The organism is Virgibacillus sp. LDC-1, from assembly GCF_030137545.1.
GTDB lineage: Bacteria > Bacillota > Bacilli > Bacillales > Amphibacillaceae > LDC-1.
On record NZ_JARUVL010000004.1, the window covers coordinates 136,988 to 156,548 of the forward strand.

Annotated in this window: 17 protein-coding genes; 16 read left to right on the plus strand and 1 reads right to left on the minus strand. The window is 36.5% G+C overall.

Translation table 11 applies throughout. The features are described 5' to 3' along the window. The first annotated feature begins 74 nt into the window (after positions 1–74). From QBK89_RS05490 to QBK89_RS05555, 14 genes are all read left to right on the plus strand, one after another. The gene (locus tag QBK89_RS05490) at positions 75–335 is read left to right on the plus strand and encodes a stage V sporulation protein S (RefSeq protein WP_284140023.1); all 261 of its coding nucleotides are present in this window, start codon (positions 75–77) and stop codon (positions 333–335) included. Between the two features lie 321 nt (positions 336–656). Beyond that, positions 657–2,156, plus strand: coding sequence for a tRNA (N6-isopentenyl adenosine(37)-C2)-methylthiotransferase MiaB (gene miaB, locus QBK89_RS05495; RefSeq protein ID WP_481937821.1), 1,500 nt, complete (start codon positions 657–659; stop codon positions 2,154–2,156). Then, positions 2,157–2,585 (plus strand): YlbF/YmcA family competence regulator, encoded by a 429-nt coding sequence (locus tag QBK89_RS05500; RefSeq protein WP_284140025.1) that lies wholly within the window; start codon positions 2,157–2,159, stop codon positions 2,583–2,585. Positions 2,586–2,774: 189 nt separating this feature from the next. Beyond that, positions 2,775–3,344, plus strand: a complete 570-nt coding sequence (gene cotE / locus QBK89_RS05505) for an outer spore coat protein CotE (RefSeq protein ID WP_284140026.1) — start codon at positions 2,775–2,777, stop codon at positions 3,342–3,344. A gap of 138 nt (positions 3,345–3,482) precedes the next feature. Next, positions 3,483–6,068 carry a DNA mismatch repair protein MutS gene (gene mutS, locus QBK89_RS05510; protein ID WP_284140027.1) on the plus strand — a complete coding sequence of 862 codons (2,586 nt, stop codon included), beginning with the start codon at positions 3,483–3,485 and terminating at the stop codon, positions 6,066–6,068. A 39-nt stretch (positions 6,069–6,107) separates the two neighbouring features. Further along, positions 6,108–7,946: a DNA mismatch repair endonuclease MutL gene (mutL, locus tag QBK89_RS05515; RefSeq protein ID WP_284140028.1), complete on the plus strand. Its 1,839-nt coding sequence runs from the start codon at positions 6,108–6,110 to the stop codon at positions 7,944–7,946. A 60-nt stretch (positions 7,947–8,006) separates the two neighbouring features. After that, positions 8,007–8,453 carry a Dps family protein gene (locus QBK89_RS05520; RefSeq protein WP_284140029.1) on the plus strand — a complete coding sequence of 149 codons (447 nt, stop codon included), beginning with the start codon at positions 8,007–8,009 and terminating at the stop codon, positions 8,451–8,453. A gap of 76 nt (positions 8,454–8,529) precedes the next feature. Beyond that, entirely contained in the window at positions 8,530–9,465 is a 936-nt protein-coding gene (gene miaA / locus QBK89_RS05525; RefSeq protein WP_284140030.1) for a tRNA (adenosine(37)-N6)-dimethylallyltransferase MiaA, read from the plus strand. 37 nt (positions 9,466–9,502) lie between these two features. Further along, a complete protein-coding gene (hfq, locus tag QBK89_RS05530; RefSeq protein WP_284140031.1) occupies positions 9,503–9,727 on the plus strand; it encodes an RNA chaperone Hfq in 225 nt (74 codons plus the stop codon). Positions 9,728–9,858: 131 nt separating this feature from the next. Continuing rightward, complete coding sequence (gene spoVK, locus QBK89_RS05535; RefSeq protein WP_284140032.1) at positions 9,859–10,782, plus strand: stage V sporulation protein K; 924 nt, start codon at positions 9,859–9,861, stop codon at positions 10,780–10,782. Between the two features lie 85 nt (positions 10,783–10,867). Next, the gene (gene hflX, locus QBK89_RS05540; RefSeq protein WP_284140033.1) at positions 10,868–12,106 is read left to right on the plus strand and encodes a GTPase HflX; all 1,239 of its coding nucleotides are present in this window, start codon (positions 10,868–10,870) and stop codon (positions 12,104–12,106) included. A 6-nt stretch (positions 12,107–12,112) separates the two neighbouring features. After that, a complete protein-coding gene (locus QBK89_RS05545; protein ID WP_284140034.1) occupies positions 12,113–13,369 on the plus strand; it encodes a methionine gamma-lyase family protein in 1,257 nt (418 codons plus the stop codon). 33 nt (positions 13,370–13,402) lie between these two features. Next, positions 13,403–14,740, plus strand: a complete 1,338-nt coding sequence (glnA, locus tag QBK89_RS05550) for a type I glutamate--ammonia ligase (RefSeq protein WP_284140035.1) — start codon at positions 13,403–13,405, stop codon at positions 14,738–14,740. Between the two features lie 273 nt (positions 14,741–15,013). Next, positions 15,014–15,340, plus strand: coding sequence for a four-helix bundle copper-binding protein (locus QBK89_RS05555; RefSeq protein WP_284140036.1), 327 nt, complete (start codon positions 15,014–15,016; stop codon positions 15,338–15,340). 207 nt (positions 15,341–15,547) lie between these two features. Here QBK89_RS05555 and QBK89_RS05560 read toward each other — a convergent pair whose 3' ends face one another. After that, positions 15,548–16,123 (minus strand): hypothetical protein, encoded by a 576-nt coding sequence (locus QBK89_RS05560; RefSeq protein WP_284140037.1) that lies wholly within the window; start codon positions 16,121–16,123, stop codon positions 15,548–15,550. A 518-nt stretch (positions 16,124–16,641) separates the two neighbouring features. Between QBK89_RS05560 and QBK89_RS05565 the strand changes: the two genes are divergently transcribed. Together QBK89_RS05565 and QBK89_RS05570 are read left to right on the plus strand one after the other, a co-directional pair. Next, the gene (locus tag QBK89_RS05565; protein ID WP_284140038.1) at positions 16,642–17,370 is read left to right on the plus strand and encodes an urease accessory protein UreH domain-containing protein; all 729 of its coding nucleotides are present in this window, start codon (positions 16,642–16,644) and stop codon (positions 17,368–17,370) included. Between the two features lie 545 nt (positions 17,371–17,915). Further along, on the plus strand, positions 17,916–19,424 hold the full coding sequence (locus QBK89_RS05570; protein ID WP_284140039.1) for a multicopper oxidase domain-containing protein: 1,509 nt from the start codon (positions 17,916–17,918) through the stop codon (positions 19,422–19,424). The last annotated feature ends 137 nt before the right edge of the window (positions 19,425–19,561 follow it).

The window sequence follows — 19,561 nt, forward strand, 5'->3', positions numbered from 1 at the left end:
ATAAGGTAATAAGGTATCAACTCCAAGAATATAGTAGCAGTAGAACTACAATAGTAAATGAGGAGGTACTAGTAATGGACATATTGAAAGTTTCAGCTAAATCAAATCCAAACTCAGTAGCAGGCGCACTTGCGAACGTATTACGTGAACGCGGTTCAGCGGAAATCCAGGCGATCGGTGCAGGTGCATTAAACCAAGCCGTAAAAGCTGTAGCCATTGCGAGAGGATTCGTTGCCCCAAGTGGAGTTGATTTGATTTGTGTTCCAGCATTTACCGATATTATGATTGAAAATGAGGAACGAACAGCTATTAAACTCATCGTAGAACCTAGATAAGGGCAATTATACTTTTTTACATGATTGTGTTACGCGTTTGCGTAGCACTTTTTTATGTTTTAAAAGTCTATTCCAATGCATTGTTAATTTTGAATGGAATACTTCTCGTTATTTTTTAGTTTGAAATATGCGAGAATTGTATTTCCACTTAAATTAGTGACAATGTATTGTTAATTTTAGATAGAGGCCTTATACTGATATAATGTATAACTATGAGAATAATTTATTTAATATAGCGAAAGGAGCTCCGCAATGAACGAAGAACAACGAAAGGCGCAAGCACAAATTAATCAGGTAGATTCAGCGGACAGAAAATCCGATATGGATAAACCTTTATCAGAAAAAACAACAGCCGATTTTGCGAAATATTTTGAGACAACCTATGAACCGCCAAACATTAATAAAGCTCGTAAGCGCGGGAAAGAAAAAGTAAATGTACATTATGACTTTGAAATTCCTGAAGAAATGAAAAATATTGGGAAAAATAAAAAGTTCTTAATTCGTACCTATGGCTGTCAAATGAATGAGCATGATACGGAAGTGATGGCAGGTATCCTTACGACAATGGGGTATGAATCAACTGCGGATACAAACGACGCCGATATTATTTTATTAAATACATGTGCAATCCGTGAAAATGCTGAAAACAAAGTGTTTGGTGAAATTGGTCATTTAAAACCATTAAAGTTAGAAAAGCCGGATTTAATTGTTGGTGTGTGTGGCTGTATGTCTCAAGAAGAATCGGTCGTCAATCGAATAATGCAAAAGCATCAACATGTTGATTTAATTTTCGGTACACATAATATTCATCGTCTTCCGTACTTAGTTAAGGAAGCTATGTTTGGTAAAGCTCAAGTAGTTGAGGTTTGGTCAAAAGAAGGCGATATTATTGAGAATTTGCCTAAGGTACGACAAGGTAAAATTAAAGCATGGGTTAATATTATGTATGGATGCGACAAATTTTGCACGTACTGTATCGTACCAATGACACGTGGGAAAGAAAGAAGTCGTAGACCAGAGGATATTATTCAAGAGGTTCGTCATTTAGCAGCGCAGGGATATCAAGAAATTACACTACTTGGTCAAAATGTAAATGCCTATGGAAAGGATTTTGAAGATATCGAATACACCTTTGGTGATCTAATGGATGATATGCACAAAGTTGATATTCCAAGAGTGCGCTTTACCACTTCACACCCACGTGATTTTGATGATCACTTAATTGAAGTCCTAGCAAAAGGCGGCAATTTACTTGATCATATTCATCTTCCTGTCCAATCTGGAAGTAGTGAAGTTCTAAAGAAAATGAACCGTAAATACACACGTGAGGAATATTTAGAGCTTGTCCGTAAAATTAAAAAAGCTATTCCAAACGCAACGTTAACAACGGATATCATTGTCGGATTTCCTAATGAAACAGACGAGCAGTTTGAAGAAACAATGACGCTTGTAGAAGAAGTTGGTTTTGAAGCGGCATATACATTTATTTATTCACCTCGAGAAGGAACACCAGCAGCACGGAAAAAAGATGACGTGCCAGAAGAAGTAAAAAAACAACGTTTATATCGTTTAAATGAGCTTGTTAATAAACAGTCTGCTCAATCGATGGCTTCCTATACTGGTAAGACAGTAAAAGTGTTAGTAGAAGGCGAAAGCAAAAAGGATCCAGATGTATTAGCAGGATATACAGAGAAAAACAAGCTCGTCAACTTCAAAGGACCGAAAAGTGCAATTGGTAAAATCGTTGATGTAGAAATTACAGAGGCAAAAACATGGTCCCTAAATGGAATCATGGTTAAAAATAAGGTCGAGGTGAATTAAATGGCTGAATTTACAAGAAAGCAGGTTTTAGAAGAAGCAAAGCAGTTGGCAAATATGTTAGCAAATATCGAGGAAATTGATCGATTCAAGCAAGTCGAAGCAAAGCTAAATGAAAATCAAAAAGTGCAACAGTTAATTAAACGAATCAAAGCCTTACAAAAACAAGCAGTGAATTTCCAAGCTTATGGTAAAACAGAAGCGCTTAACAAGGTAGAAAAGGAAATTGATCGCTTGCAGCAAGAATTGGATGATATTCCAATTGTTCATGAATTTAAAGAAACACAGCTTGTCGTGAATGATATTTTGCAACTTGTAACAGGAACAATAGCTAGAGAAGTAACGAATCATGTTATAGAGTCAACTGGTGGAGACGTGCTTGCAGGAGAAACAGGCTCTAAAGTATCTAATAAAACTTCTTGTGGGCATTAAAAAAACAGCGATGGAATCTTATTCCGTCGCTGTTTTTTTATGTAGCGTAAGAAAGGATAGATATTGTTTCACATATAATGCAATAAACTAACTTTTTTTCCTCTTCTCATCTTTTAAAAAAGAAAGCTATGCACTTTAGGTATTTGTCTTGCATAAAATGACTATGAAAAAAGAGGAGGTAAGCGTATTATGAGTTTTTTAGAAAAAGACTATCGTGAAATTATTACGAAAGCCGTTTGTGGTAAGGGAAAAAAATTCACTCAAGAAACGCATTCCATTTCACCCTCACATAGACCCTCTAGTATTCTCGGTTGCTGGGTCATTAATCATTTATACAATGCCAAGAAAAAGAAAGAAGATAAGGTGGAAGTAAATGGAACCTATGAGGTAAATATATGGTACTCGTATAATGACAATACAAAAACGGAGGTTGTCACCGAGCGAGTATCCTATTGTGATATTATTCCACTTGCTATCCGAGATGAACATTGTATCAATGATGAATTTGATGTGGTATGTAAAGTAATTCAACAGCCAAATTGCCTTGAATGCGAAATAGCTAACAAAGGGCATAAAATTAATGTAGATGTAGAACGAGAATTTCTTGTACAAATAATCGGAGAAACAAAGGTCTTTGTTAAAGTAGATCCAGAGGGTGTCAAGTTTGCTGATGATGACGAATCTTGGGACTTTGAAGTAACGGATGAAGAGCTTAGCGATGTAAATCCAGATTTTCTAGAAAGTCAAAGCAAAGACTAATACTCCTTACGAGGGAATCTTCTCTCGTAAGGTTTTTTTTGAAAATCAGCATTTGTCAATAATAAGATGAGAAACAGTTTGTTCGGTTCGAATTATGTTATAATAACACAATAAATGTTTGTTTTTGGGGGATACATAATGGCAAAATATACACCAATGATGGAGCAATATTTAAAAATAAAAGCGGATCATAAGGATGCCTTTTTGTTTTTTCGACTAGGTGATTTTTATGAAATGTTTTTTGATGATGCGATTGAAGCAGCGAGGGAATTGGAAATTACGTTAACGAAGCGTGATGCAGGTCAAAAGGAACCAATTCCAATGTGTGGTGTTCCATATCATTCCGCAGCAAATTACATAAAAATGTTAATCGAAAAAGGCTATAAGGTGGCCATTTGTGAGCAAGTTGAGGACCCTAAGGAAGCAAAAGGGGTTGTGAAACGAGAAGTTGTTCAATTAATTACTCCAGGAACAGTAATGGAAAGTAATATGTTGAATGAGCGAGATAATAATTATATTGCTAGTCTTTCCCATTTCAAGGATGGATCTTATGTCGTCGTCTATAATGATCTTTCTACTGGTGAGAATAGTATTGCACTAATTAATCAAGGCTGGGAAGCTGTTATTCATGAATTATATAGTCAACCAATTAAAGAAATGGTTATTTCATCTAACCTTCCAGAACAAATGCAGCAACAGTTATCAGAACGATTACAAGTAACGCTGTCTTATCAGGATGAAGTGAATTTTAATGCAGAATACCGTAGCTTATGTGAAAATTTAAATGATGAACGTCTCGTAAAAGGGTTTAGTCGTTTGCTTAATTATGTACAGCATACACAAAAGCGGTCGTTAGATCATTTAAAGCAGGCTACTATTATAGAATTAAACAATTATTTATCGCTTGATATGTATTCGAAACGTAATCTTGAGTTGACGGAAACAATTTTGCGCAAAGGAAAGCATGGCAGCCTACTTTGGGTGCTTGACAAAACCGTAACTGCAATGGGATCTCGAACACTTAAAAAGTGGTTGGAGCGGCCTTTATTAAACACTGAACAAATAAATGAACGCCTTGATATCGTAGAAGGCTTTTTCCAAGGTTTTATTGAGCGGGACTCCCTTCGAGATTCGTTGAAATCTGTGTATGATTTAGAACGGCTTGCAGGTAGAATTGCTTTTGGAAATGTGAATGCGCGAGATTTAATCCAATTAAAGCAGTCTCTAAAACGAATACCAGATATAAAGCAAATCTTATCCAGTTTTGCAAATGACAAAATTCATTCGCTTGCAGAAGGACTAACATTTCCGGAGCATCTCGTTTCCTTATTAGAAGAAAGCATTGTGGATGATCCTCCTATATCAATTAAAGAAGGTGCCATCATTAAAGATGGTTACCATGAAAAGCTAGACCAGTATCGAGACGCCTCTAGGAATGGTAAGAAGTGGATTGCTGCGCTTGAACAAAAGGAAAAACAGGAAACGAAAATAAAGTCCTTAAAAATTGGTTATAACCGTGTATTTGGGTATTATATTGAAATTACAAAGGCAAACCTGCATCTTCTTCCTGAAGGGAGATATGAACGAAAACAAACGTTAACAAACGCAGAGCGGTATATTACACCAGAACTCAAAGAAAGAGAACAATTAATTCTAGAAGCGGAAGAAAAGAGTATTGATTTGGAATATGGATTATTTGTTGATATTCGTGAGCAAATAAAAGCATATATTCCAGAGCTTCAAGTAATAGCAGAGCGAATTAGTAGTATAGATGTGCTGCAAGCATTTGCAACCGTAAGTGAAGCCAATAATTACAAGCGCCCACGTTTTGGTGAACAGAGTCTAACAATTAAGCGTGGTCGCCATCCAGTGATCGAAAAAGTAATGGATGATGGGATGTTTGTCCCGAATGATATTTTACTAGACGATGATAAACAAATTCTATTAATAACCGGACCGAATATGTCTGGGAAAAGCACGTACATGAGACAATTGGCCTTAACTGCCATAATGGGACAAATTGGGTGCTTTGTGCCATGTGAGGAAGCAGAGCTAATCGTTTTTGATCAAATTTTTACACGAATTGGAGCTGCAGATGATCTTGTATCTGGTCAAAGCACATTTATGGTAGAAATGCTAGAAGCAAATCACGCATTACAGCATGCAACAAGTCGTAGTTTAATTTTGTTAGATGAAATTGGACGTGGTACAAGCACTTATGATGGCATGGCTTTAGCACAAGCTATTGTGGAATATATTCATGATCATTTGCAAGCAAAGACGTTATTTTCAACACATTACCATGAATTAACTGCATTAGAGGAAACGCTAGCTAATTTAAAAAACATTCATGTTCGTGCGGAGGAATATGAAGGTAATGTCGTATTTCTACATCAAATTAAGGATGGAGCAGCTGATAAAAGCTATGGCATTCACGTTGCGAAATTGGCGGAGCTTCCAGAACCATTGATTTCACGTGCAACGACAATTCTGGAAGAATTAGAGGGTTCTGGTCGAGAAAAGATAGATAAACAGGACGAGCAAGTAGCCTCTGATCAGCTGTCCTTTTTTGCAGAAGAAGATAATGTTAAGAAACAGGAAAGAGTAACTGCAAAAGATCACTCTGCATTAAAAGAATTAAAAGAAATGAATTTGTTTGATATGACACCAATGGATGCCATGAATATGTTGTATCAATTACAAAAACAATTAAAATCGAAGTAACTTTTGAACTAACTTTCCCTATTAGAAAGGAATGTTTGCATGGAAATTATTCAGATGCCTGATGCATTAGCAAACAAAATTGCTGCTGGTGAAGTAGTAGAAAGACCTGCTTCTGTCGTTAAAGAGTTGGTTGAGAACAGTATCGATGCAAACAGTACATGGATTAAAATCGATTTACAAGAAGCGGGATTACAAGAAATAAAAATAACGGATAATGGGAAGGGAATGGCAGAAGCAGATTGTGAGCGTGCTTTTTTGCGCCATGCAACGAGTAAAATTCGTAATGAGAACGATTTATTCCATGTTAGAACACTCGGATTTCGAGGAGAGGCATTAGCAAGTATTGCATCTGTTAGCAGATTAACGATTAAAACATCCAAAGGAGATGCTGCTGGGACCTACCTTGAAATGGAAGGTGGAAAAGTTACAGCGCGGAAACGAAGTGATGCAAGACAAGGAACTGAAATAACGGTATCCGACTTGTTTTTCAATACGCCGGCTCGTTTAAAGTATATGAAAACAATTCATACGGAGCTTGGTCATATAACGGATTTGTTAAATCGATTAGCACTGTCTCATCCAGAGATTCGTTTTGAAGCTACTCATAATGGAAAGGGCTTATTTAAAACTGCAGGTACAGGAGATGTGCTTCAAGTTGTTGGACAAATATATGGAATGGGGATTGCCAAAAAGATGCTTCCAATCGAGCAAGAAACATTGGACTTCTCGATAAAAGGATATGTCGCAAAACCAGAGGTAACACGTGCCTCACGTTCTTATATTTCTACCATTATTAATGGAAGGTATATTAAAAGCATTCCATTAACACAAGCAATTCTTAGAGCATACCATACGTTATTGCCTGTTGGCCGTTATCCGATTGCAGTCATTGCGATTGAAATGGATCCTATCCTTGTCGATGTAAATGTACATCCGACAAAGCTAGAGGTTCGATTTAGTAAAGAAAAAGAGCTTTTTTCGATTCTAGAAGATTTAATTCAGAAGACGTTTCGTGCAACGATATTAATCCCCGAAATGCGGCAAAAAGAACGTCGTGAGGACAAGTCGTTTCAACACACATTATCATTTGAACAGCCGATGAACAGAGAAGAAGCGAAGCATGAGCTTCGAGAATCTAATCCTTTGCGTACGCATTATGATCAAACGAGTCAGGAGCGAAAAGATTCTGAGAAAGTCCCACTGCAAACAGATGATTCGCTTCAAGAGCGAACAGTAGTGGAGACAGAAAATCTTGAAAGTCCAAGCGCAAGGCCTGAAAGAATAGAGCCTGGGAAACGTGTTCCAATCATGCTACCAATTGGGCAGTTACATGGCACTTATATTTTAGCGCAAAATGAAGATGGATTTTATATGATTGATCAGCATGCAGCACAAGAACGAATTAAATATGAGTTTTTTAAAGCAAAGCTTGGTCAACCAACAAATGAAGTTCAAGAGCTGCTTCTTCCATTAACGTTCGATTTTTCTAAGCAAGAGGCGATTTTCATTGAGCATTATCGAAACGCGCTAGAAAAAGTTGGTTTGTTTTTTGAGAAGTTCGGGAATCAAACATATATTGTTCGTTCCTGTCCTATTTGGTTTCCAACTGGGTTTGAAGAAGAAATTATCCGAGAGATGCTCGAACAAGTGATGCAAGAAGCGCAGATAAATGTAGAGAAAATTCGTGAAGATGCAGCGATTTTAATGTCCTGTAAGCGATCAATTAAAGCAAATCATTATCTAAATCATGAGGATATGTCTCGATTATTAGAGGATTTAAGACAAACGACAGATCCATTTACTTGTCCACATGGAAGACCAATTATCATTCATTTTTCAACATATGAATTGGAAAAAATGTTTAAACGAGTGATGTAAACACGTATAAAACATACACTACATGGTAATGATGAGTCATAAAAATGTGGAGTGTATTAAATGGATAATCAAAGACTTATAAATTTCTTAAATCAGTTGCTAGCAAATCATGCTGTGATGTATGTAAAACTTCATCGGTATCATTGGTTTATTAAAGGGAAAAACTTTTTTCAGCTACATGCGTTATTTGAAGAGATGTATCAAGTTTTTGCTAGTCAAATGGATGAAACGGCAGAACGTATTTTAATGATTCACGGGAAGCCACTAGCAACAATGACAAAATATATGAAAGAAGCTACCTTAATTGAAGCAAATGCAGATGATCAGGAAGAAGAGATTATTACACAGCTTATACTTGATTATAAGCAGCTCATCTCTGAAATAAGCAGTGAAGGCTTAAACTTGGCGAACGAGATGAAAGATGAGCCAACTTCGGATATGCTTATCGGCATGCAAGCTATCTATGAAAAGTATGTTTGGATGCTAAAAGCGTATCAAGAAAGTTGATAAAAGGGGCCAAGTCTGTAATTAGAAAGATACTTTTACGGTTAAGGCTTCTAAATGAAATACTAGGGGAATAAGAATGAAGAAAAAAGTAATTGCAATTGTTGGTCCTACCGCTGTAGGTAAAACACGTTTAAGTATTGAAATTGCGAAAAGATTCAATGGTGAAATTATTAGTGGAGATTCCATGCAAGTTTATCAAAAGATGGATATCGGTACAGCAAAAATAAAACCGGAAGAACGTGAAGGAATTCCGCATTATATGATTGATACACTTGCTCCAGATGCATCCTTTTCAGTAGCAGATTTTCAGCAACATGTACAAACGCTTATCGATTATATTACTGCAAAAGGAAAGCTCCCCATCATTGCTGGGGGAAGTGGACTTTATATTCAAGCAGCTCTTTTTCAATATAATTTTTCACCACAGAAGCGAAATGAGGAAGTTACGAACCGACTGGAGCAGGAGTTGGAAGACAAGGGTATTGACACCTTGTATGAAAGACTAAATAAGATTGATCCGCAGCAAGCTGAAAAAATTCATCCAAACAATCATCGACGTGTTATTCGTGCGTTGGAGCTATATGAAACAACAGGAACGACAATGTCGAGCCATATGGAAGAACAGCGGTCAGAGTCACCCTATGATTTCAAATTAATTGGTTTGGAAATGGAACGTCCTCTTCTATATGAACGTATTAATCAACGCGTTGATATGATGATGAATCAAGGACTTGTTCATGAGGTGAAATCACTCTATGATGGAGGGCTAGCTTCTTCTCAATCCATGCAAGGAATTGGCTATAAAGAGCTTGTTGCATATTTTAATCAGGAATACAGCTTAGTTGAAGCAATCGATTTAATTAAGCGAAATTCGCGTCGCTATGCAAAGCGCCAATATACATGGTTTAAAAATAAAATGGATGTGGATTGGTATCAAGTCGAACCTGAATCAATTGATGAAAAATTTCGAATGATTTTAGAGGATCTAGCAGGATTCTTAAAAGATAAGTAGAATAAGTTAGTATAGACAGAAAAGAGGAGGAAGTACAATGGCACAGGGTGTAAACATTCAAGATCATTATTTAAATCAATTAAGAAAAGATCACATCTCGGTTACTGTTTTTTTAACGAACGGATTTCAATTGAGAGGAATTGTAAAAGCCTTTGATAATTTCACTGTTCTGTTGGAAACAGAAGGAAAGCAACAATTGATTTTTAAACATGCAATATCAACCTTTGCCCCGGTAAAAAATGTCGCTTTAGACAAGGAATAAATAGAATGTTAAATTTGCCTCACTGCAGTGTTTGCAGGAGGCAAATTTTTATTCGTATATAGATTAATATAGGCATTTGTCACAACTTATTTTCCTCCTACGTATACTAAAGCAACGAAGGAGTGAATGTGGTGGAAACACAAAAATTTCAAAATAAAAATGGGCAAATAAATATTGTATTAGGGAATAAAAAAGGTGTAAAATTACAAAGTAACCGTCACTTGCACTATGAAACGAATGGACCATTTATGCATATTGACGATGCTTTTCGCTCATTTGTTGGCCTGCAGTCACTTAAACAAAAGGTAAAAGAAATCTATGCGAGTATCATGATAAATGAGAAACGTGAGCAGCTTGGATTAACGAGTAATAAACAGGTGCTACATATGCTGTTTAGGGGGAATCCAGGCACAGGAAAAACAACCGTTGCTCGCAAGCTCGCAAAGATATATTATGATATGAACGTGTTATCGAAAGGTCATTTTGTGGAAGCAGAGCGGGCTGATTTAGTTGGCGAATATATTGGCCAGACTGCGCAAAAAACGCGGAGTATGATACAAAAAGCGTATGGTGGAATTTTGTTTATTGATGAAGCTTATTCACTTGCTCGTGGTGGTGAAAAAGATTTTGGGAAAGAAGCAATTGATACGCTTGTGAAACATATGGAGGATCACCATAACGATTTTGTATTAATTTTAGCAGGATATCCTTATGAAATGAATCGTTTTCTTGAGTTAAACCCAGGCTTAAAGTCGCGATTTCCATTTATATTAGATTTTCATGACTATGATGTTGATCAATTGATGGAGATTGCCCGTAAAATGATATCAGAGCGAGAGTATAAATTAACAAAAGAAGCGGAATGGAAGTTGCGAGCTTACTTATACAAAAAGCAACAAGAAAGGGAACGTAATTTCTCCAATGCGCGCTGCGTTCGAAATATTATTGAGCATTCTATTCGCCGACATGCGGTTCGATTGATGTATAAGGACAATGTGTTACTGGATGATTTAATAGAGCTATCTGAAAAAGATCTATCCTTAGAGGACCATTGATGAAATTTTGTGATGCTGGCATTTTTTTGCTATGATGAAAACATGTAAAAATTACTTTTATTATATGTAAAGAGAGGTCAATTACATGACTCTAGAACAAGTGATCATCATCGCAGTGAAAAAGCCAGAACAAACTGAGGAAGGATTTCACTCCTCCTTAGAAGAGCTTATTTCTTTGACAAAGACAGCCGGTGGGATGGTTATGCAAGTGATTACACAAAATCGCACAAGAATCCATCCCGCTTTTTATATGGGTGAGGGAAAGGTAGCAGAAATAAAAGAGCAGATGGAAGCGTTAGATATTGATTTAGTTATTGCCAATGATGAGCTTTCACCAGGACAGCTTCGAAATCTAGGTGAACAGCTCGGTGTTCGCATTATTGACCGAAGCCAACTGATATTGGATATATTCGCACAACGAGCGCAGACGAAAGAAGGAAAGCTTCAAGTAGAACTAGCTCAGCTACAATATATGCTACCACGGCTTCATGGTCAAGGTGCTCAGTTATCACGTTTAGGTGGAGGAATTGGGACAAGAGGCCCTGGTGAAACAAAGCTAGAAACAGATCAACGTCATATTCGTCGAAGAATTCATGATATCAAAAGACGATTGGCTCTCGTCGTTCAACAGCGTGAACAATATCGAAAAAGAAGAAAAACGAACGATGTGTTTCAAATTGCTATTGTTGGATACACAAACGCAGGCAAGTCTACGATGTTTAATCGGCTGACGAATAGTGATTCATTAGAAGAGGACAAGTTGTTTGCAACATTAGATCCCTTAACGAGAAAAATCACATTCCCATCGGGATTTTCAGCGTTAATTACGGATACGGTTGGATTTTTACAAGAGCTGCCAACAACGTTAATCGCATCCTTTCGGTCAACATTAGAGGAAGTGGCGGAAGCAGACTTTATACTTCATGTTGTTGATGGGTCACATCCCGATAAGGAGCAGCACCAACAAACAGTGTTAAAACTGTTAGAAGATCTACAAGCTACCTCTATACCAATGCTCACTGTTTATAATAAAAAGGATCAGCTTACAGATGAGATGATTCCGATGAACCATCCATATGTTATGATGAGTGCGTTGGATGAAAGCGATATTGAAAAACTAGTTTTAGCAATTGAGCAACAGTTAAAGGTTATATGGGATAATTATATTATTGAATTAGAGCCAAATGAGGCAGATTTATTACATCGACTAGGTAAAGAAACAATGATAGAGAAGAAATATTATGATGAACTGTCGAATAAATATCATGTTAGTGGCTTTATTAGAACAGATCATCCATTGCAACGGATTTTAAAGGAGAAATAAACGACAATGATGAAAGATTTAATTCAACAAGCCGAAAAAGACTGCAGCAGTATTCATCAACATATTAATACGATTGTTGAAAATAACCAAAGACGAGTTCTAGAGGCGTTTAAAAACCATCGTGTAAGTGATACGCATTTTAACTCTACTACTGGATATGGCTATGATGATCTGGGGAGAGATACGTTAGAAGCAGTGTATGCACAAGTATTCGGCGGTGAAGCGGCATTAGTTAGACCACAGCTTATTTCTGGTACACACGCGATATCAACCGTTTTATTCGGTTTACTTCGCCCAGAGGATGAGCTGATTTACATAACGGGAAAGCCATACGATACATTATCAGGCGTCATTGGTATGGATGCAAATCCATATCCCGGTTCATTAAAAGACTATCAAGTGACTTACAAGCAAGTGGATCTGTTAGCGAATGGAGCAATAGATTATCGTGGTGTGAAGGAATCGATTTCTTCACGGACGAAGGTTATTGGTATTCAACGTTCAAAGGGCTATGATAATCGACCATCCTTTACAATTGCTGAAATAGAAGCAATGGTTTCTTTTGTTAAAACAATCAATCCGAACATCATTATTTTTGTGGATAATTGTTATGGTGAATTTGTTGAGGAAAAAGAGCCGTTACATGTTGGTGCGGATATTATCGCTGGATCACTTATTAAAAATCCAGGTGGTGGAATTGTACGAGCTGGTGGATATATTGTTGGAAATGATGCGCTTGTAGAACAATGTGCGCATCGTTTATCAGCTCCTGGTTTAGGCAAGGAGATGGGAGCTACGTTTCATTTGCTACAAGAGATGTTCCAAGGCTTCTTTTTAGCTCCTTTAATCGTTGGTGAAGCATTAAAGGGAGCTGTATTTACGGCTCGTTTTTTGGAGCTGCTTGGATTAGAAACGTCTCCATCCTATACGGCTAAACGAACAGATTTAATTCAATCTGTTAATTTTGAGAATAGCGAGCAAATGATTACTTTTTGTCAGGCAATTCAACACAACTCACCTGTTAACTCTTATGTAACACCATATCCAAGTGAGATGCCTGGATACGAGGATGAGGTTATTATGGCTGCTGGAACCTTTATTCAAGGAGCAAGTATTGAACTGTCAGCAGACGGACCAATCCGTGAACCGTATACAGCCTTTGTTCAAGGAGGGTTAACGTATGCACATGTAAAGATTGCAATCGAAAATTCGGTTCAATCAATGATCGACAAAGGTTTTTTAAATTTGAAAAAGGGTAGTTAAAAAATAGGAATTATTTTTAGGAGGATTAATGAAATGGATTCAAGGTATACGAAAGAAGATATTATGGTCAAAATTAAAGAAGAAAATGTACGATTTATTCGACTACAGTTTACGGATATGCTTGGAACAATTAAAAATGTAGAAATTCCTTTAAGCCAGCTTGATAAAGCATTAGATAATAAGATGATGTTTGATGGGTCTTCAATAGAAGGTTTTGTTAGAATTGAAGAATCTGATATGTATTTGTATCCAGATCTTGATTCGTTTGTTGTCTTTCCTTGGACCTCTGAAAAAGGAAAGGTTGCACGTTTTATTTGTGATATTTATAATCCAGATGGCACTCCTTTTGAAGGGTGTCCACGCTATAATTTAAAACGTAACCTAAAAAAAATGGAGGAAGCTGGTTTTTCTGCATTTAATATTGGCACAGAGCCGGAATTTTTCTTGTTTAAACTTGATGAGAATGGCGAACCTTCCTTAGAATTAAACGATCATGGTGGTTATTTTGATTTAGCACCAACAGATTTAGGTGAAAATTGCCGTCGTGACATTGTCTTGGAACTCGAGGAAATGGGCTTTGAAATTGAAGCTTCACACCATGAAGGGGCACCTGGTCAGCATGAGATCGATTTTAAGTATTCAGATGCTGTTAGTCATTGTGACGATATCCAAACGTTTAAGCTAGTTGTAAAGACGATTGCCAGAAAGCATAACTTACATGCAACATTTATGCCGAAGCCACTATTTGGTGTGTTTGGATCTGGTATGCATGTGAATATGTCATTGTTTAAAGACGGGAAAAACGTATTCTTTGATCCTGAAGGTGACATGCAATTAAGTGAAAAAGCATACCAGTTTACGGCTGGCTTAATTAAGCATGCGGTTAACTATACTGCTGTGACGAATCCAACAGTTAATTCGTATAAACGACTCGTACCTGGTTATGAGGCCCCAAGCTATGTTGCATGGTCTGCACAAAATCGCAGCCCACTTGTGCGTATCCCATATTCTCGCGGATTAAGTACACGTTTAGAGCTTAGAAGTGTGGATCCAACAGCAAATCCATATTTAGCAATGGCAGTACTCTTGAGCGCAGGGTTAGACGGAATAAAAAATAAACTAACCCCACCAGCACCAGTGAATGAGAATATTTATGATATGAGTAAGGAAGAACGAGAAGAAAAAGGGGTTCATAGCTTACCTGCAACATTAAAGGATGCATTAGTCGAGCTTGAAAAGGATGCAGTTATTGTAGAAGCAATGGGAAACCATTTATATGAGCATTTCATAGAAGCGAAAGAAATTGAATGGAATATGTTCAGAACGACAGTTCATCCGTGGGAACGAGAGCAATATTTGACGAGCTATTAAGGTTGATATATTAATGTTTTATGAAGTGGTAAATAGCAGGAGAAAGTGAAAAATCCACGCTATTTATCACTTTTTTCGATAAAAATTTTCCGTGCTATCCTATTCCCCCCTCCACCTCAAATGAACAGAGGGATGATGATTTTAAATATAACGACTTTATCATACTATAAAAATTTGTGCAGTTTTTATGGAGATTGTGATTTTCCGTTTAATATTAAACCGTTTAGGTAACAGTAAAAATGTATTTAATCATTATGGTGGGAGGAATAAAAGATGGCACATGAGCAACATTTAGAATTAATTCAAGCATTACATGAGTGTATGACTGCATGTAATCACTGTTATGATGCATGTTTAAAGGAAGATAATATCCAGATGATGGCTGAATGTATTCGTCTGGACAGAGAGTGTGCGGATATTTGTAGCTATTTTGAACAAGCCCTTTCAAGAAATACACCATTTGTTTCAGAATTGGCCAGCGTCTGTGCAAAAATTTGTGAAGCATGTGGAAATGAGTGCCAAAAACATGATCATGACCATTGTAAGAAATGTGCTGATGCTTGTTTTAAATGCGCAGAGGCTTGCAAAAGTGTAGCATAGTAATACCAAAATAATTCTCGGGAATGAAATCTCTCATTTCCGAGAATTATTAACGTTGCAGACCAGACTATAGATTTTATTCAAACGCTTTAACTTTACTTTATTATTGTACGATTAATGCCGATGTCAAGCCCCTGTTCATAAGATATATTACAGAGTACCATAGATTCTTTGTAACTTCATTATTGGATTGTGTATTCGAAATGTTCATTTGTTTGAATGGTGCTCCATATGAATATGATCATTCGGGGTCTTATCATCTGGAAAAACCGGTCCAAAATGGTTAAATATAATAAAAATAAAACCAAATAGTATAATTGTAAACAGAGGATTAGATAAATATGCAGGTTCACGTTTGCTGACTTCTTTTTGAACGAAATAGAGAAGGAGTAATAAAATGCAAAGGAATAGAAAAAACATTATTTTAACAATAGCACTTTGATATTCTACCGTTATCATTACCCCAAGCATAGTCCCCATCATGCCCCCCATGATACCAGAAAGCATCCCGTCAAGTACTGCACCAATACTTATTGGCATGCCTGCCAAAAAACCAGATGACAAACCAATAACAATTCCCAAAACTGTAGCGAAAAAAAAGTTATCCGACAGTAATATTCCAATAATAACACCAAAAGTTAAGCCAACACTCATACCGATTGACATAGCTATTACCATACCAGTCATCTCAGTTAAGCTGTTTCGGTGAAAAGCTAATTTATAAATAATGAAAACTGTAAATAAAAAAATCGTTAAAATAATTAGCAGTAGTAATACACTCATTTTTATCCCCTTTCTTTTGCTTGTCCAATATAAATAACTATATGAGTATGTGGAGTATAAATATTCATAAACGCTTTCTTCTTGTTGGCTAGTAAGAGGGTTGAGAAACTTCGGTTTTGGTTCGATGTCATGTTCAATTTTTTATTATATATCTTGAATAAGTTGGACCAACATTATTTATATGTTTTTTTAATCATTTAAAGTAATATTTTATTCTTCCATTAGAATATAGAGGAACTAGACTTTAAATCTACTTTATATTTTATTTACCTAAGTCGTCCATATTTTCTGGATATTTTAAATGTATAATTGTAAAGCAAGTTACTCTAAAGAGTTAATGCTCGTTATGTATGGAAATAGATCAACCTACACCATAATCAGTTTGATATTATTTGAGAAGGATTAATAGTTACTGGTTCTTATATCTTCTATTAATAAAGTCATTAAGAACCGCTTAAATTTATTTTGAGATAATACTATATATATCAAGAAGGTAGAGTAGTCACGGAGGTATACATATGTTTGATTTGTTTAATCATATGAGCGGAATGCTAAGTGGGCCAATACATGGGCTGGCCTATGGTTTTGAGCATATACCACTATTATTTGCTTTCTTTTTGGGATTAGTGGGAGCTGTTGCCCCATGTCAACTAACAAGTAATGTCAGCGCGATTACAATTTATGGGAATAAATCGTTAATCGGTCGAGTTCCTTGGTTACATATATATTTATTTATATCTGGAAAGATTCTAGTTTTCGCTATCCTAGGATTCATTATTTGGTTAGTGGGAAATGAAGTGAACAGTACTTTAGTGGAATTCTTTCCGATGTTAAGAAAAGTAATAGGTCCATTACTTATTATAATTGGGTTATTAATGATTGGGATATTAAAATTAAATAAATCTATTGGTACATTTAGGTTACCTGAGAAGATAAAAGACAGCTATTTAGGAAGTTTTTTATTAGGAGTAAGTTTTACATTGGCATTTTGTCCAACGATGTTTGTACTATTTTTTATGACATTAATGCCTGTTGTATTGACCACGTCATATGGTTTGCTATTGCCATCCGTATTTGGAATTGGAACTACTTTCCCGCTTTTGGTGGTAATCTATCTGATTTCGTATTTCGGTATGAGCGGGATAGTCATGAAGAAAAGCAGAAAAATAGGGGCTATTACTAATAAAATTGCTGGGAGTATACTACTTATTATTGGTATTTTCGATACATTAATGTATTGGTTTTAAAGAGGAAAATACTTTGAATTATAAGCTGTCTATAAAAATGAATATATTTCAATTTTCGTTAAAGTACGTTCAAATAGGCATTGAGACGTTTTATAGGATTATTTCACTAATTCGTCTGATAGCATGTTTACGTTATGAAATCCTTCTCTGATTTCAATATGGACACAACAGGAAATATAACCATCATTTATTCAGATTCATCAGGAAAGAAATGGAACTCGGATTCCTTTCAGTAAGAATAAGAATTGATTGTTAGTTTCTAGAGAATTATGTACGATGTTGTTATTTTGCACTATTTCTTGATAATTATTCGATATGATGATGGCGAAGGAACAAATGGGAAGGGATGGAGAAAACATTGTATTACTTTATTAAATTGTTGTAGTACGAAATTTCGTATATGTAAGAGTATAGCATCAACTGGCAAAAAGCTTTGGAACTATCATCAGTAAACTGAGAGAATTCGCCTATTGGCGATCATATTACCTAATACTTGATTGTAAAAAAATAGTTTATCCAGAGCGTATACGTAAAGGAGCAAGAAAATGAAAAAATTGGTAATGTCATTTGCAGCACTTTTGTTAGTATTAGTGGGCTGCACAAACACTCCAACAAACCAGCAATTAGATGAACAAGGCACGGAGCGCGGAGAAATGCAACATGAAGAAAGAATGGATAATGGAGACATGGAAGGTATGGAAGGTCACATGGATCATAACAATGTCCCTTCTCTTCAAGCATCAGAAGGAACTAAGGAGTTAGTAATACCACCTCTGTTAGAAAAACAGAAGGACGCAGAATTCGATTATGAGGTGGTCGCTCAAGAGGGAGCGATGCAATTCTTTGATGGTTCACAAACTAAAACTTACGGATATAATGGAAATTTTTTGGGGAAGACTTTACAGCTTAAAGAGGGAGAAACTGTTAAAGTGAAAGTCAGGAATGCGTTAAATGAACCAACAACATTTCACTGGCATGGTCTTGAAGTACCAGGAACTGAAGATGGTGGTCCGAGCGATCTAATCCAGCCAGGTGAAAGTAAAATCGTCACCTTAAAAGCCGATCAATCAGCAGCGACGCTGTGGTATCATCCACATCCACATAAATCAACCGCAGAACAAGTTTTCAAAGGGCTTGCGGGAATGCTCTACGTGGAAGAGAAAGATCGTGTAGCTACTGGATTGCCTCATAATTATGGAGTAGATGATATTCCGCTCATATTTCAAGATCGTCTCTTTGATGAGCATCAACAACTTGACTTTGAGAAGCTCATGAACAGTGATGGTACGATTGGGGATGTATCGCTCGTAAACGGTACATACAATCCAAGATTAACTGTAACACAACCACTGATGCGTTTTCGAATTCTTAATGGTTCGAATGCACGAAATTACACGTTTCGTTTAAGTAATAATGCCGCATTTACTCAAATAGCTTCAGATGGTGGATTATTGTATGAGCCAGTAAAAACAGAGGAGATTACACTGGCTCCATCCGAGCGCGCTGAAATTTTAATTGATTTTTCAGCAATGGACACAGATAAGCCAATCGCCATTACTGATGAAGAAGATAATGCTCTGTTGCCTTTTAATTTGGATATTGATAAAGGAAAAGGAGAGAAAGAATCTATATCTTGGACTGATGATACTTCTGTCCTTTCAGAAGAAGAAAAATCCTTACCAGTCACCAAGGAGATCGAATTGTTTGGAATGATGGATAGGGTTACTATTAATGGAAAGAAATTTGATCCTAATCGAATTGATCTGCGACAGAAGAAAGGCGTCTCGGAAGTTTGGGAAGTCTATAATAAGCCTGACAATATGGGAGGAATGATCCATCCATTCCATATTCATGGTACCCAGTTTAAAATTATATCGCGTGATGGAAGAGAAGTGAATCCAAATGAAAGAGGCTTGAAAGACAGTGTTCTTATAGAGCCAGGCGAACGAGTAAAATTGCTCGTCACTTTCCCAGAAGAGGGGAAATATATGTATCATTGTCATATTCTCGAACACGAAGATAATGGTATGATGGGGCAGGTAGAAGTATACTAATATTATGTTTCACGGAATAAAAAATGAAAAATGAACTGTTCAGTATTAGTTAAATTCCTCTGAAGGTAGACAGATGATAACTCAAAATCTGTTTTCCTTTGGGGGGTTTTTTGTGTATCTTACAAATCTCGCTATGC

Bases quoted from the DNA above. Each gene is read 5' to 3' on its own strand.
- QBK89_RS05490 (WP_284140023.1), top strand. From the start codon at position 75: ATGGACATATTGAAAGTTTCAGCTAAATCAAATCCAAACTCAGTAGCA.
- miaB (WP_481937821.1), top strand. From the start codon at position 657: ATGGATAAACCTTTATCAGAAAAAACAACAGCCGATTTTGCGAAATAT.
- QBK89_RS05500 (WP_284140025.1), top strand. From the start codon at position 2,157: ATGGCTGAATTTACAAGAAAGCAGGTTTTAGAAGAAGCAAAGCAGTTG.
- cotE (WP_284140026.1), top strand. From the start codon at position 2,775: ATGAGTTTTTTAGAAAAAGACTATCGTGAAATTATTACGAAAGCCGTT.
- mutS (WP_284140027.1), top strand. From the start codon at position 3,483: ATGGCAAAATATACACCAATGATGGAGCAATATTTAAAAATAAAAGCG.
- mutL (WP_284140028.1), top strand. From the start codon at position 6,108: ATGGAAATTATTCAGATGCCTGATGCATTAGCAAACAAAATTGCTGCT.
- QBK89_RS05520 (WP_284140029.1), top strand. From the start codon at position 8,007: ATGGATAATCAAAGACTTATAAATTTCTTAAATCAGTTGCTAGCAAAT.
- miaA (WP_284140030.1), top strand. From the start codon at position 8,530: ATGAAGAAAAAAGTAATTGCAATTGTTGGTCCTACCGCTGTAGGTAAA.
- hfq (WP_284140031.1), top strand. From the start codon at position 9,503: ATGGCACAGGGTGTAAACATTCAAGATCATTATTTAAATCAATTAAGA.
- hflX (WP_284140033.1), top strand. From the start codon at position 10,868: ATGACTCTAGAACAAGTGATCATCATCGCAGTGAAAAAGCCAGAACAA.
- QBK89_RS05545 (WP_284140034.1), top strand. From the start codon at position 12,113: ATGATGAAAGATTTAATTCAACAAGCCGAAAAAGACTGCAGCAGTATT.
- glnA (WP_284140035.1), top strand. From the start codon at position 13,403: ATGGATTCAAGGTATACGAAAGAAGATATTATGGTCAAAATTAAAGAA.
- QBK89_RS05555 (WP_284140036.1), top strand. From the start codon at position 15,014: ATGGCACATGAGCAACATTTAGAATTAATTCAAGCATTACATGAGTGT.
- QBK89_RS05560 (WP_284140037.1), bottom strand. From the start codon at position 16,123: ATGAGTGTATTACTACTGCTAATTATTTTAACGATTTTTTTATTTACA.
- QBK89_RS05565 (WP_284140038.1), top strand. From the start codon at position 16,642: ATGTTTGATTTGTTTAATCATATGAGCGGAATGCTAAGTGGGCCAATA.
- QBK89_RS05570 (WP_284140039.1), top strand. From the start codon at position 17,916: ATGAAAAAATTGGTAATGTCATTTGCAGCACTTTTGTTAGTATTAGTG.